Source organism: Microbulbifer maximicatervae (SeqCode) (assembly GCF_052467225.1).
The window spans coordinates 3,661,147-3,678,355 of record NZ_CP174303.1 but is presented as its reverse complement, the minus strand read 5'-3'; the positions used below and the strand labels follow the sequence as shown (position 1 = coordinate 3,678,355).

Annotated in this window: 1 protein-coding gene (cut by a window edge); it reads left to right on the top strand. The window is 45.9% G+C overall.

The genetic code is table 11. The features are described 5' to 3' along the window. Positions 1 to 705: 705 nt before the first annotated feature. Positions 706 to 17,209 carry the 5' portion of an Ig-like domain-containing protein gene (locus tag ACJJIZ_RS15870; protein WP_444914067.1) on the top strand. The gene runs 21,764 nt beyond the window's last position, so only the first 16,504 of its 38,268 coding nucleotides appear in the window; its start codon is at positions 706 to 708; its stop codon lies off the right edge, out of view.

Below are 17,209 nucleotides of genomic sequence, written 5' to 3'. Positions count from 1 at the left end.
TTTTCTAACATCAGTTCTTGCGAGTAATTTTTTTCTGCCAACTTCGGGAGTAATTGACTTTCACGATGGCATATTTTCCCTGCTGGTTGTTTGGTTTTTGAGCTGTTGATTTAAATTTAATCAGTAGTGCTTATTTTTGTCTTCTGAAAGCGCGAAACCTTGTGACTAAAAAGTAGTGCATGAATCCCCTATTATGTGCAGCAGACTTTCGAAAACCTCTTTGCGGTTTGTATTTTTGTTTGTGTCAACCATAAAGTCAGTCCCAACTTGATTTAAATTAATCTTCGCTTGTGTATTTTATGTGCTGAAGGCTAGCGTGTGCATAACGTCTCTATTTACAGGATTGAATGGATACTATCCGCTTGACTACTTACGAGTTGAAGAAAATTTCCGCAATTTTTCAAAGCTCAGGCGAATTTATGAGGGAATTTGTTAGGGAAAATTGGCGCTTAAGCAGTATCAATACTTTTTTATTTCGGGTAAGGTGCCTCGCCCCGAAAGGCAATAAATGATTTTTGCTTTTTACTTATTTTGGTTTGTTACAACTTGTGACATTCGTGCAGGATTAGTGGGGCGGCTATAGGCCGTTGATGTTTTAGATTTGACTTGTTGTTTAAATATTTTTTGCTAATAGTTGGATGCAAAAATATTAAGCAGCCTGAAAACTGATTGAAAAATAGTTGGTTGTGGAAGGGAAGACTTTCGATGGGTAAGGTAGGAAAGGGACGCTGGATCATGTCAGTTGCTTTTATTTTAGCATTGGCATCGATAAGTTTTGCAGCGTCGAGTGCTCAGCCAACTTTAGATTTACGTAGTAATAAGAGCCTTTCAAGTCAGGGAGTTGCTTCCTATACTCTGGCTGTAGATAACTGTAGTCAGCTGGCAGAACTACAATATAGTTCTGAGGGGCAGAGTTTTTCACTAACTGCCAGTGATGCTAACCCTAATGCGCAGTCACCGCTTGGTTGTCAGTTTCCCATTGAGTTATCTGGGACGCAAAGCCTAAATCCAACTGTTTCTGTAACTTTGATTGACGGTACAGAATTTACGTATCAAGAACAATTCATAAGCGAAGATGCTCGTCCGAACCTTCAGTTTCATGAAGTTGCTATTGAATCAACTTTACAGGGGCAGTATCTCGTTACATCCGTTGTTGCCTCTGATGATACTGATATCAGTTATATCGGCTTTTCAGTGTCAGGTATACGCGCATCAGATTTGCGTAATGCTGGTGGAATTGTCAATAAGGCTAAACAGAGCGCTTTTGCACAAACTGATGGGGTCGAGCGCGTATACCCCATAGCTGACAATCAATCAGTTTTTACTCTCTCTTTACCTTTAGAGGGGGTTCTTAATGATGCAGAAATTGCGCGAGATGCCTTGGTGTTGGCTGATGTTTACGCAGTAGATGCCTTTGGAAATCAAGCAAGCTTTTCAAAAATAGCCTTCACAGGGGAATCGATTGAGGAGCAGGTACTCAGTATTTCTGCGGTACCGGAGAATATCATCTTTAGTAATGCTCTAGAGACAGCTGTTGTGGTACCTACCGTGAACTTTGAGTTCAGAGGGTTGGTGCCTATGCCAGGTGTGGGTACCGGAGTTAATTACAGTTCCTCCCATCCGGACTTGGTTGCGGTAACACCTGGAGGGGTAGTTTATCCTCTACAAGAAACAGACGGTGAGTTAGTCACAATATCGGTGAGTTACCGCGACCTGGATCCTCTCACCGTTCCGGTTGAGGTGAACTATGACAAAGAAATTGTTGGTCTGAAACCTAAAGATATTGCTGAAGGGCAGCCGCTAGCGCTACAGGCTCTCAATACCCCCGTGGGTCTACCGGAATTTCTTGCCGTCTTTAATGATGGTTCTGAGGCTGATATTGGCCAGCAATTAGCACTTCAAACCGTTATTAGTGATGATCTAAAAGATATCATTATCGTGGATGGTTTTCGCAAAACCATCAAGTCGCAGGCCGTTATTCCCGAAGACGCCCCTGCTTCTATTGAAATTAGGCTCAAAGACCTTCCAGAGATTTCATTAGAACTCAATATTACAGCAAAAGATGCAGTGCCGAATGTAGAGCTTAATTTACCTTCGCAAATCAATGTTGGAGACTCCCTGATTGTTAAAGCGGCGGTTGAGGATGATGTTGGTGTAGAGGGTGTTCGTTTCTATCTAAATGGATCTGTACTTGGGGAAAGGGAGGCTGCTCCGTACGAGATTACTTTGCCGATTAATGAGTCTATGACTGGGCAAATGTTAACCCTGTACGCTGAGGCTATTGATACGGTCGGTCAAAAAGGAATCAGTCAATCTCAATCCGTGACGGTCTCAAAGGAGTATAAAGGTAATATTCCTGCCTATGAATTCGAATACCCCGTAAACAACCAGCGATTTGTAGAAAAAAGCCGTATACGCTATCAGATTTCCCATCGTCTTGGGATCTTATCGGAACTGTTTGGCGATGTGCGCTCGGGTATTGAGCGAATCGAATTCTTCTCCGACGACTTGAAAGTTGCAGAAAGTTTATTTGCAGGTTTTGAGATTCGAGAGGAGCTAATTGGTTTTACAAGAGAGAAAGTGCTCTATGAAATATGGAGCGCCGAAGGTGATATTAAAGATATTGCTGTTGAAGAGACATCGGCTTCTGTTACTGCGAAAATCCATGTTTACAATAACAGTGAGAATTCGCCCTCAAAGCTAATTCGGATTGTTGCCAATCAAGAACCTAGTGTTAGGGTTATCGCGCCTGTAGTGGGTAGTATTGCTACCGTCGAAAACGAGCTGCCTATTCGTGTTGAAGTGACCGATGATACCTTGAATGCCGGCACTACCATCGAAGTATATGTAAATAACGAGCGAGTCGACTCTTTTTTCCACCGAGAAAGTGGTGTCGGCACGGATGTGGATATTTCCGCTGCAAGTGTACAGCAAGACTTTACTTACTTTGTCCCCAGTGAATTGTTAGGAGAAACACTGGATATTGAGGCCCGGGCAATAGATTATCACCTGGACATCGGTTTCTCACAGAATTTGCGTATTCCTGTAAAAGCAGACCAATCACCTACGGTTGCTATCTCTCACCCTACTGAGGGCGCCTCCTTTGTATCCGGTTTACCAATGGAGTTGCGAGCATCAGCAAGTGACGACATCAATGTAGAAAAAGTAGATTTCTATGTTGATGAGGTTTTTGTGGGTACCGATACAAAGGCGCCTTTCTCAGTTGTTTATGAGACGCCCATTGTGGAGCACGGCGAGCGCCAGTTAAATATCCACGCAGTGGCTTTTGATACTATTGAACAATCTGCAGTTAGTCAGGCCGTTCAGGTGACCTTGGGGCAAGATGAAGAACGCCCCGTTATTAATGTAGTGTCCCCAGCACTGGAAAGCCTTGATGGTCAGCAAGCAGTTGCTACTGTTTCTGAGCAAACTGAGGTGGTCTTTAAAGTAACAGGCTATGATAATGTCGCTGTCACCGAACTTGAGCTGAGGGGCTTCCGGCTCGAAGGAGAGCGTTTAATATTAACCGGTAAAGATACTGACATAGTCTCTGGCGATAGCTTTAGGCCTGAGGCAGTATCTGGTGGTTTTAATGGTTTCAGTGCATTCCGAATTGCCAACATTCCAGCGTTTTTAGCCAATCAAAGTTCTGATTTCGACGATTACGTCGTTTCGGTGACAGCGCTGGATGAGGTGGGCAATAAAAGTGAAACGGTGGTTACATTCCGAGTAATTCCCGATAGCAAGCCTATTATTAAGCAAGTTGATTTTGATAGTGCATTATATTATGTGCGCGACAAAATCAATATGAATGTATTTGCTGAAGATGATAAGACAGTTGACCGGGTAGAAGTCGAGTTTGATCTGCCGGGACAAGCGCTGCCCAAAGATACTAACGATGCTGTTAAAAGCGCCTTAGTAGATGCAGGGTTTACAGTCGACCTGGCTAGTCTTGATCTCTCCAATGTTGAGCAAACGTTGGTATTAACGATCACCGCTTACGACAGTCTTAACCAAGCGTCCGAAAGCTTAGTTAAGCAAGTCTTGATCAGTAAAGACGAAAAGCCCCCTGTAGCGATTATCAATAGTCCAACTATTGGGCAGGCTTTATACGAAGGAAGCAACATTAGCTTTGATGCAACAGCTCGTGACAACTCTTACTTGCAAAGTGCTTCTGTAAAAATCAACGGCCAGTCTGTTACTACACCCACAGTTGACGGTAAGGTCGAGACTTTGGGCTTTTCTTACACGGTTGCGTCTGATACCACTGAAGTGGCAGTGGAGATAAGCTTGACTGATGAGTTTTCTAATCAGGCAGTCGAGGTATTTACCTATGACGTGGAGGCTGAACAGCCACCACGGGTAATAATACGTACACCAGCTTCTGGCTCAAGGCTGTACGAAGGTGAGCAATTCTCTATTGTCGCATTTATTGAAGATGATAAGCAGCTTACTAACATTGATTTCTACGCAAAACAGGGCGACACAGAAGTAATCCTGGAAAATTATAGCGGGCAGGTGCTTCAAAATATCAATGTTATTGATGGTCACACTTTCAGCGTAAATACCCGGGTACCTAACCTCAATGCCAGCGAGCCTTGGGAGCTTGGTGTCAGGGCTACTGATAATACCAGCTTAACCACTACCGAAATTGTGGAGTTAGATATCCTTGATGATGAGGAAGCTCCTTTTGTGACAATGGAGAAGCCTGATCAGCCATTGTCTGTTTTGCCTAGTTATAGTTTTGAAGTTAAGGGTGAGGCCAACGATAACTTTTATATCAGCGAGCTGATGCCGGTATTGATTGCTGAAGATGGTGAGGAAATAGCCCTCAGTTGGGAAAACCTGATACGAAAGGATCGAATTGAAAGTATAGAAGTTCCTGATCCTATTACAGTTGGCACAATCATTGCCGCTGAGCGGTTTTACACTAATTTTGAAGGTAAGGTGGTTGTCGATCAATCCTTGTTTTCACGGACTGGTGAGACATTTAAGTTCTTAATTAGAGCAGCTGATAAAGGTGTTAATAAAACTGATTCCAATACACAGAGCCTCACCATTAAGGCCGATACTAATAAACCAGAAGTAAACTTTTTAAGCCCAGTAAAAGATCTAGTGGAGCGACAGAAGGTACCTGTTATAGCTGAGCTCAGTGATGATTTGGGTATTGAAAGCTACAACCTTTATGTAGCCGGTAGTGAGGCATCACCTCTTGCTACAGGCTCCGCATTGAATGTGCGTAACCTGACAGTTGGACGCTCTCCTGATACCGACACAATAATATTAGACCTGTCTCAGTTTACAGATATTCCGGTGGAAGGAATGTCGGTAAGTCTGGTAATGGAAGTGATAGATACCGCTGGTAACGAGGCAGTAACAACCCACGTACTGCGTATCCTACCTGACCAGCCGCCGTTAGTGGGGGTGAAGGACTTCCCTGCTACCGACTGGTTGCGTGGTGGAGCCGGCTTCCATCAGTTTAGTCTTGGTGATGATTATATTGCTCATGACTCAGAGCTTGACTTCTTGGCGGTTTATACCAGTTTCTCCCAGTTGATGCCTACGGATCAGCCTGCCGAGCGTGCTCCCAGTATGGAAGTGGTAAGCATCAATGCTGCTCACAATCGTCCCTACTTAAAGTTTGATTACCCGGAAGCACAGGGCGTCAGCGGTAAAATCGCTATCGATGGTGAAGTGCTGCTGGAAATAAAAGACGATTCTATAGAAGCCCATGGGCTTACTCACTATTTCTCCAACGTACACAGTGATAATAAGCTTGAATTGGACTTTGGTGCCGATATCAATGTCACTTATAAAATTACTGGTTACAGTGATGACACCTGTATTGAGCCCGTGTTGGAGACAACCTGGGATAATGCGGTATTACCACTCTATTCTGTGCTTGCGCCGAATGTTATGGTCCTGGAAATTACGCCGATATTTTCCAGTGATTCTGCAATACTGCCTAATTATGTTAAAAAAATTCGTGTAGATCTAAATAACCAAATAAATGGTAGAAACTATGAGTCTGCATCTGGAAAAAATCGTAGTGTTACTACAGATGCATTTCGGATTTCTACTTACCTGAATGATGATGGCAGCAATGACGGTCAAAGTTATATTGCTGTTGGGAGGCGCTATCATTCCAGCAACATAGTTGGCAACACCGACGGTAATACCGCGTTTGAAACGGAGTTTGGCAGCCTTCTCTTAGTGCCTGATGCCCGGGAAATCGAGGCGACATTAATTTTTGGTTTAGCGGCTGATAGATTCTCAGACGAGCGCGGTCCACAAACAATTATACCTCTGGCATTGCGCGCTCACGCTGAAGACACTATCGCACCGGAGGTTGAAATAGAATCTCCAGTCGTTGGCGAAACTGTGGTGCCAGCCCAGCGCCTTGAAGTGGACTTTACTGCTACAGATAATAGTGAATACATCAAGCGCGCGTCACTGCTAATCAACGGACAGGTTGTCCGTACAATTGGTGGGGCTGTAGGAACGTCTGTCTACCGTCTGGTTTATGATGTCCCGACTTACTTTAACCCCGGTAGTGACTTCGAGCTTTCTGTGCTTGTAGAGGATGCAATGGGCAACACGCACAGCGACCGTCGCGTGTTACTGGTAGATACTAATGAAGTGCCTACTGCCCAATTGACAGAATTCACCTCTGGTGGGCGTGCGATTGAAAACCGAGAGCAATTGAGCTTCGGCGAATTTTGGGTGCGTCCTAATTCCTCTATGGTCTTTGAATTGGATCTTGGGGATGACGCAGGATTAAAGTCCTATCAGTTCGTACAGGTATTACCTACTGGGGAGCGTTCGGTAATTTATGAAAAGGTCTACAGTCAGGCCTGCCCCAGCAATCATGTATTGCGAGACAGTGTTACTGTTAGCCATGTATTTGACTCTGGTGTACCCACTGAATATGAATCTATTGTAACTGACAGCCTGGACCAGCAAACAGTACGCCGCTTTATAGTACACCCACAACAAAACGTTACTCCGGCAGTTCGGATTACCTCACCGGCAGACAACCAGTCTATTGTTGCAGGCACCTTTACTCTTGCTGTAGGAATTGTGCAGGCTGATGATCGTCCTCTGCCTGAATCTTCGGTAGCGTTTTATGCTAACAACATTGAAGTTAGCAGCTATTCTCGTGGAAGTGTTAGTCATCAGGGTGGAAATCCGGAAGCAAGAGAGCAGGCCTTTAATTCAATTTATGATGAGTTTGAACAAAAATATGGGCAATTAGTAGCGAGAAATTTCGCCTATGATGAAGCTCCAAATAGCATAAATTCGACTTGGCAACTTAAATTCCCATCTAGCCTGATTGGTGTGGATGGACGTGTTTCTTTAGTGGCCAAAGTTACTGATTCCGACGGAGCAGTTGGTACGCATCAGATCTCAGTGATAGGTGTGGCTGATACCATTTATCCAGAAGTGTTGGTTACAGAGCCGGAGGCTTCCTATTCGCCGATTGAAGCAGCCATGTTCGATGTGCACTACCGGGGCTACGACAATGTCAAGGTAGATAGCATCGCCCTATTTGCCACTTATGGTGCCCGTAAAGATGATGGGGAATATATAAAACTTCCCTACGGCGATCCGGTAAAACGTAATCAGTCGATTGCTGATAAGGATCATGAGGCAGTTACTACGGTCAATATTGATACGCCGATTTATAAAACTCGTATTGCCGTAGACCGGCTTGGTGATATTGCCACTAAGTTCGCGGATCAAAGACTGGAGGATAATCCAGAGTTCGATATTTGGTTGAAGGTTATCGTGCAGGATGCTCAGGGCCTTGAAAACATACGAGAAGTAAAATACCGAATTCGAGAAGATGAGCGTCCAGTGGTGGATATTGTCAAACCGCTCGACGGTGACAATGTGGTGGAAAACAATCAGATTCCGATTCAGGTCACCGCTTTTGATGATGTGGGTATCCAGCAAGTACGGTTAATTGCCCGCAATGCCAATAATGTTGAATTGACAAATGTCAAACTCAACGAAGCGCCTTACAACTTTGTCGTTACATTGCCTGACTATCAGCTTAATGACGACAACCGCGTAACTATTACTGTGGAAGCCATGGATACCTATGGTGCCACTTATGGTGATCTCGATGTGCATCAGGCTGAAGAAACTATTACGGTCAATGTGGTAGAGGACCAGCCGCCGATTATCAGCATCGCCTTGCCTACTGATGGGGATGAGCGAATTGAAGGCGAAAAGGTATTGGTTCAGGTCAATGCTATCGATGATGTAGGCATTGAGCGAGTAGTTCTTAACGCCAATGGCCTTATCACCGGTGATAAGAGTTTTTCTGATTCGCGTGCTCCTTTTGAGTTCATTCTCGACCTGCCTTATGGCCAAGCTGGAAAAGATATTTCCCTAAATGCAACGGTGACCGAATACCGTTTAGAAGGCGAACCCCGTGTAATCAGCACGGTAAAACCCGTAAGTATTCATGTATTGCAGGATACAACATCCCCAGAATTAGTGATTGATGCACCTCTCAGTGGTGCATCCGTAGTGGAGAAACGTGCCTTACCTTTCAGTGTCAATGCTCAAGACAATGTAAAAGTTAATTACGTGCGAGTAGCCTTGGGGGCTGATCGCAACGGAAACAATGTTCTGGAAACCAGTGAGATCATTAACGATCAGTACCTGATGAGTGCTCCCTACGCGGGAGTACTGGCGCTGGGCACACTTGAAACCTACCTCGGTGTTGAAGCTGCAAATGACAGCGAAATTGACCTTCAGCTTTTAGTCTCCGCTTTTGATGGAGCGGGTAATGTAAGTACGGAAACATTGCCGGTAACTCTCAGGCGAAACGCTCCACCTATTGTCAATGGTATCCGTATCCTTGATCGAAAGGGCAACCAGCTGGTTGATCAGAACTCTGTTACCCAAGGTAGAGAAGTTTTGGTTGAAGTGATTGCCAGTGATGATGAAGCCGGTGTGGAAATGGCCAGCCTTTATCAGGCCGTCGGTTTAGGCGAAAATAATACGGACGATTATCAATTACACAGCCAGGATGGTGCCTCACCATTCCAGTTTGTTTTACGCGCCCCACAACAGGTGGGTGCTCAAGTAAAACTGAAGGCCAAAGCTACAGACGTAGACGGGTATCAAGGTGCGCTTTCGGATTTAACTCAAGTGCTGGAGGTGGTGGAAGACTTACCACCTGAAGTCACTATCGTGCAACCGGCCAATGATGAGTCGGTGATTATCGACGGTGAACCTATTGAAGTGTTTGTAGAGGCTATTGACGATCTGGGAGAGCAGGGCATAGACCGTGTAGTGGTTTATGTAAACTCCCAGCCTATGTCCACTCTATACAACCCTTACAATGAAACCGGCAGTGCTTTTGGGCAAGACTCTATTTACCATGCAGTAATTTATCCACCGGCCGGGCTCAGTGGGTTTTTAGTGCAGGCAGTAGCTTACGATATCGCTGGACACAGTGCTTCTTCGCAGGTTGTGCGCATCGGCAAAATTGAAGATACGGTGCGGCCTAAGCTGCGAGTATTGAACCCCTTTAATCGGGAAATTCTTACCACCGCAGAAACGGTGCTCAGTGCGGTTAGCATTGAGGATATAGGCGATGAATCTGAACGCAGTGTTACCCAGACATGGTATCGAGAATACCAGACAGTAACTGGTGAATACGCGGTATTGGCTCAATTCGAAACAAACCTGTTTAGAGATGACAGCCGCGATGAAAGCACCGCGACCTTGCCATTGAGCGAACCGGATAATCACTACTACATCTACTGGGCGAAAATCACCGAAGGCAGTATCTTGCAGCGTACAACCGCACGTAACGAGCGAGTGCGAGTGGTTACCACAGTTAAAACCCAAAGCCATGAGGTGAGTGAAGAAACTTTACATGAGATTGGTCTGCCTATTGCGGAAAGACGTTTTTGGTCGGCCACTTCTCTGCCTCTTTCCTTGAATGAATCGGTCTATTTCTCATCGGTACAAAGTTATCAAAGTGATACCCGTGAAGGGGCGATGGTAGGTGCCTGGTCTGTGCACAGTCCGTTCTTACCGGAGGGTATTACCTCTAATCCTTGGGCAGCACCATACACAGGTTATACTGGGATTTTCCTTGCCGATGCGGAAGATGAAACCGATGCCACAAGTGATGGCAAACGTTATATTTTCTCTTCACTATTAAACGGCGCAGCCGAAATTTTCCGGGGTACTATTACTGATATACATGCCGACGGTGATTTTGTTTTAGCCTCTAAATCTAGTTCGCCATGTTTAATTGAATGCGATGAGCAATCTGCGTATGTCAGTAAATTGCGTCAAACGATTGCCAGTAATTCCGATACTGGTGCCGTTTACGAAGAGGAAGGTGCTGAGCTACTGCTGTTTAACAAGCGCAATGAAGCAGGCGAGTTTGGCTTACCTTATATGCTCAGTAGCCGTTTCAGTTTGCCTTATCCAGAAGCATTAGGTGTTGCCCGCAAAGATAATCTTGCCTTTATTGCTAACGGACGCGGTGGAGTGCAGGTTGTTGATATTAGTGACCTTAGTGCCCCTTACCGTGTGGCTTATATTAAGCCCAATGGCGAAGCCCGCGATGTGCTGGTGGATGGTGATTATGCTTATATCGCTGCAGGCCTTGAAGGTGTAGTAGTCGTTGATATTACCGACCCTGCAATGCCTATTGTGGGGCGTGCCGATACCTTTGGTATCGCAAACCGTATGGCCAAGCAGGGCAACCAGCTCTGGGTGGCAAATCTCGCTCACAATTCTCTTGGTGCAACAGGAGCAGAGGTTACTGCGATTGATGTTACCAACCCCTTGAGTCCTGTGGTGCAGACTTCTTTGGATTTGACACCTAGCCGCGGTGACAGAAATAACGCCGGGGTCTTTGACGTATCTATTGTTGGCAATAAGGTTTACGCCAATGTTTATTATGTTGATGAGGAGGGCACAGCGACTGACGGTATTATTGAAATTATTGACGTAGCTGCCATAGGCAGTGGTGATGATTTTACCGTGCCTGTTGTTACCCATCGTCCTGCCAGTGAAATGTTACCTGGAGGCAGGGACTTACTCGTTGCTCGAGGTCAATTACATACTGCCGGAGGGCAAGAAGGTCTACAGGCCATAGATTTCCCCGAGCTGACAGTAATTAGTCATTCACCGGCAGCTGATAGCATTCAAATCAGCACGGACACCGCTAAAATAGAAGTGGAATTGTCAGCTGCGCTGGACCCTGCGGTTGCGCTTGATAATTATTTTGCGGTTTACAAAGGCTTTACCCAGGCTGGTGCCGAAGTAATTATGGGTGAAGATGTAAGTAGCGAATTTACATTTAGTTTTGCCTCTCGCAACAGTCAGCCTCACCATCGCATTGTAGAATTGGTGCCCAATGGCGAACTTGCCCAAGACAGCACTTATATTGTTGAAGTGAAGGAAGGCTTACAGCCATTGACTGGCTATGCTCTGGTAAATAATTACCAGTTTGAATTTTCAACGGTTTCCATTGCTGGTACACAGGCTCCCATCTACCACTCCATTACTCCGAATGCTGGAGATATTGCTGGTGGAACGCAGGTGGTTATTCGTGGAGAACATCTGGGTAACACGCCACAGGTCTATCTTGGCGGTCAGCTGATTAATGTACTTGCCGTTGAAGCGCCAACTACCGAAGATCCTCACGAGAAAATTATAGCGCGTACTGTGCCCAACTATGCAGGCCCTGCTGCGCTTACAATAATCAATGATGCTGGACTTTCTACGAATACTATTGGTGTATTTACTTATATCGATCAATTACAGCTTTCATTTGTCACGCCTGGAGTCGTGGATGCTTCCCAGCGAGGTGAAAATAATCAGGTAGATATTATTGGCTACGGCTTTAATCCTGAGATTACCCTTCGAGCCTATCCGTCAGGTAGCCGTGACCAGTTGGTAAGTGACAGCGTTGACGGCGACCGTTTGGTGCTTCATAGCGCTGAACGGATGAGTTGGACCACCGCAGATTTCGGTACCTATCGAGGTTTTGTGGATCTGGAAATTGAAGACGAGCGAGGTGAGGTGGCGATACTACCGCGAGCACTGTTTTACGGCCAGCTGTCTTTCGATCGTCAGATACCGACCGCCTCTACATCTGGCAAAAATATTCCCGACCCGGGTATCCTACCACCAGGTAATATTATCGATCTTTTCGTCGACAGCTCTCGCCAGTTGATTTATGTGCTGGGTGATGCAAAAGACAGCTCGCTGGCGCGTGAGGCAGTATTTAGCCGCGACCAGATACAGTCTTCTCTCGCACCAGCATGGCTGAGCCTGATCAATTATGATCGAAGCGATCTGTCAACTGCCGCTCCAATGCATCAGTTGGGTTATTACAACCTGCCACAGGATGTCACTGCTCGCGGTTTCTGGCTCAGTGATACCCACGTCTATGTGAGTGTTATCGGTGAACATTTCCCCAATGTAGAAACTGATTACGAAGATAAAAGCTGGCTGTTTATTTATGATCGAGAAACCCGTGATCCAGCTACTGTAGCTGAGAAAGACCGCGGAATTATCGCGCAGTTGCCCATGCCTTTCGTGGATGCCCCCAGTTTTATTTTGGGCCGTGATAATTTCTTGATTGTCGCCTCTCGTTATGAAGGTATAGCATTATTCGATATCAGTGTGCCCACGGCTCCACAAATGGTGGCTCGTGTTAAAGATGTAGTGATTAATGGGAATGTTGAGCAACCCAGAATTTTTGATCTCTCACTGCGCAATTCGCAATTACACTGGATACAACAAACTAATGGCTTTAGTGGTCACAGTTATGCGAGGGTTATATTCGACCTTACGGAGCCTACAATTGCTCAGATTGCTCAATATGGCCATGACCCCTTTACTGATAACACGCTGACCAATGATATCGTTACGGCTAAACAGCAACAGAGCCTGGCACTGTGGACCCAAACTAATAGCGATAACCTGATCAATCTGGGTAATTGGTCTGCTAATGGATTTGATCTGCGTGGTGATAACTATAGTTTGATGGCGCAAGGAACACTTGCAGTAAGTCACCTTAGTTATCAGACGAAAGAAGAGTGTGATAACTACTGGCCGATTTTTGATGTTAGTCGAGCAGACAATATCTATTTACTTGATGTAATCAGCAACAGTTGTAGTTCATTCGAGGGTATGCCAGAGCGCTCTAGTAATAAACATACCTTGCTGAGCGACGATGGCATTTTGCTGACCGTAGAAAACGGCTTTGGTTCAAACACCTATAATTCCCGTTTAACTTTGAGTGATTTACTGACCCTCGACTTAGTAGATACGCAACCTCAAGCCGGTGACCAGTATGTCTCCACGGATACGGCTTTAACGCTTACGTTCAATAGGACCTTGGCAATCCCGGACGGAGAGACTGAGCAATCCCACCTTGAAACTTATCTTAAGCTAATCGAAGAGGACGGTTCTGCCCAAGGTATTGAAAAAGACTTTAGTGCCGCTATTGACCAAACTGAGCCGAAGAAAGTTGTTATTACACCGACACAGCCTTTGGTCCAGAACACGTCATACCGCATTGAGGTAAGCGATGTACGTGATAGCCGTCGCACCCAGGGGCTGGTTAATGCTACGGTTGCCTTTACTACAGTAGGTTCAGGGTTACCGATTGAAATAATTGATATTTCCCCAAGCTCGGTGAGTATCAATGGAGGGCAGATCGATGTCAGTTTGAAAGAAGCTGTAGATCCGCAATTCACAATCTCAGGAAAAGCAGCGGTCAAAATCAGCAGTGAAACGTCTGGTGATATAACCACTTATCGCATTCAGGCACCGGCCAATACAGCCGGACCGGCGACATTGAGTGTTACTGATTCTCGGGGGTTTAAAGCAGAGAGAATTGCTGCTATTCGCTATATAGAGCCTTTGACTTTAGTGGGAGTTACCCCAAATAACGGTCCTGCTGGAGGTGGCAATAGAGTCCGCCTCGAAGGTTTTGGCTTCTACGGCCAGTCAGATACCTTGAGGGTAACGGTTGGTGGCGTCTTACTTGATCCGCAAGCGATACAGGTTGTTGACAGCAACACCTTAGATTTGATGATGCCGTCCGGGCGCATAGGCAAAATTGATATTCAGGTTGAACTGGCCGATGGCAAAGTAGGCGTACTCCACGACGTTTATGAATATTTGCAACCTAATCAATCAGAAATAGCACTAGATGCAGAAGATTTCGACCGTATTAATGATGCGGTACTTGATCCTAGTGGCCGCTACTTATTTGCGGCACAAGGCTCCACAGGTGTGGTGGTTTACAATATCGACGCTTCAACATGGACTGGCGGCCAGAATGGTGAACAAAGTCAGCTCGACCCTGAAGATCTATTAGAGTTAATTGATTTTAACGATGATGGGCTTGATGATCGTGTGTTGGCTCAAGTAGAGCTACCCAATGATTACCATGCCCTCGGTATCGACAGTTATTTCGAACAGGGTAATGATCGCGTATTTGTCAGCGCGGCTAAAAAGGATTCCAGCGGCCATACTGATGAGGGCACGGCAAGGCTGTTTGTGATTTCATTCGATGATTATGATATCACTGAAACCACTATCGTTAACGAGATGGAGTTGCCCGCTGATTTTGCCCGCGGTATTGAAGCGGTGAATAAAAAGGTTGCGATGGCACTTGGGGAGACGGGCCTTGGTTTACTCGATGCCCATTTGCATACCAAGCTTTATTTAGCCGAAACCCTTGCAGTTGACAGCAATGGTGCAGGGGCTAGAAATGATAATGTTATTGATGTCATAGCCCTTGATACTGGCGTTGCTAGTAGTGAAGGTGCAGAAGCTTATGCGCTGGCTAGTGGCAACTTTAATTTTGCTCAGCTCAAACTCGAACCCAACGATGCTGAAGGCAGTATAGCTATAGTCGAGCGTACCGGCGCCGGTCTTACAGTGGTTGGGCGTATTGAGCAGCAGGCATCCAAGCTATTGTATAAAGACGGTATCATCTATGCTGCAGCGGGTGAGCAGGGTCTTTTAGTAATTGACCTAAGCGATAGAACCAACCCGGAAATTCGACAACGTATTACTAGCTTGGGTAGTGTTTATGATATCGCCGTCCAAGGCCATATGCTTTATGCGGTACGTGGACGCGATGGTATCAGCGCTATTGATATTAGCGATGCAGCTAATCCCCTAATAATAGATGGCTTTGGCGTTAACCAGAGCTATTACCTGGATCAAGCCATCGCTACACCCTACGGCGTTGTGGGTATTGGTTATCACACCGATAGCTTGGCACGGGTTATTCAGGTCTTCCCCGATGCGGTATTGAAAATCCACAGTGTCGACCCTGTGGATAGCATTGTTTCTCTCGATAGCAATAACGAGAGAAAAATCCGCCTGCGCTTTAACAAAGCAATTGATCAGTGGCCCGATAATCTCAATTACTTTGATATCAGAGATGCTAATTACCAACGCCTGGATTTCAGTACTGAGATCATTAATAACGATGCCATTCTCACGCTGACTAATTCCGGACAATTGGATAATGGTGCTCAAATCTTTGTCACCGCACGTAAAGGGCTGGCTAACGTTAAACAGCTTACCGGCGGTGTACACACTGTGCTCTATGAATTAGCACGCGATGTAGCCCTGAATTTTGTTTACCGTGAAGCTGAAGAACAGATTGTAAGGCTTGATAGTGTTGTTCCCCGTCGTATACGGATCAATGAGCCGCAAATACTCACGCTCTCCGGTATTGGCTTGGTGGAAAATGTTGATCAATTGAGGGTTTACGTAGGTAGTTATGAAGCCGAGATTGAAAGTATTCAGCCTGATCCCAATGATGCCCGTGTAGCGATTTTGTACATCAATGTGCCTGCAATCAGTACGCCTGGTTTGCTGGATGTTCACGTTGAAGTCAGTCAGGGCACTGTCACTCAGTACGCCAGTATTCGCGGTGCTGTGGTAGTTGATGCACCTATTACAATTGCCGAGAGTAATCCGATGTGGGGGCCGGTAAAAGGCGGCACCGTTCTGACAATCATCGGCAGTGGTTTCGAGCCTGGAAATACTGTCATGGATGGCACCCAGGTATTTATTGGCGATGCCCCGGCCAGGGATGTTGAAATATTATCTTCTGAGCTAATGCGGGTAATCACTCCCGCGGGTATTTCTGGACGACATACTCTGCGTGCAGTTAACCGTTATGGTGAAAAATCGGAGCTGTCGAAAGAAAATGGTTTCGGCTACGGTATGAAGCTTTTGGGGCAAACCAAGGCCGATACGGTTGCGCCAACAGATATCGAGATTGATTACTCCACTGGTGTAGCACTCACCAGCGGTGGGTACTTCTTTAATACCTATGACACCATTAATTATCAAAATGAAATCTTGCCGGAATCGAATCGTGCAGCAAGTTTTGATATTCAGGAAGCGGCCAACCCTCTGTTGGTTGGTGGTGCTCCAGCGTTAGTGTCTGGTCCTACGGCAGATAGTGTCTATAGAGATCTTCCGCTCTACCTGCGATTGAGTCGTCTCGAGTTTCGCACTGTAGAAGAGCAGGAATTGCTTGATTCGCTTAGCGATCAGGTCGTTCCCAGCAGCCTTGATTCTCTACAAATTAAGCTCTTGGCAGAGAAAGAAGGCCAGGATGCGCAAAATCTGGTCGAGCGCAAGCGACTCTATGTAGCCAATGGTCTAGATGGTGTGGCGCGACTCAATGTGGATGATCAGAACGGTCTGCAATTGTTGACCACCGCATTTGAAAAGGATGAGTTAATTACCCGTTTTATCAAGTCTGGTAACGCACTTTATGCAATTGCTGGTAAAGGGGTAGCGGATTTGAAACTGGTATCTGCCTGTGAACATGACGATTCTAAAACTGCAGAGAGTGCATTGAAGCTGGCCTATTGGGGGGATTACAGTGATCCCATCACGTTGGAGCCAAAATTTGATCTGCAAGGCGCCTACGGATTCTATCGCGATGATCAGTGGCTTTATGCCGGTGGTGATTACCGGGGTCATCAATGGCTCACGGGCGATGAGTGCATTAACTTCTCGACGTTGACTGCTGGGAAACCGTATGACTCGGGGTCCAGTAAAATCATGGCGCAACATCTGTTTGATTCAGCGTTAACCCGTGAATATGCCTTCGACCACAATGTCATGGACATTGCCAGCTTTGGTGACTACTTGATTGTGGCCTTGAATGACG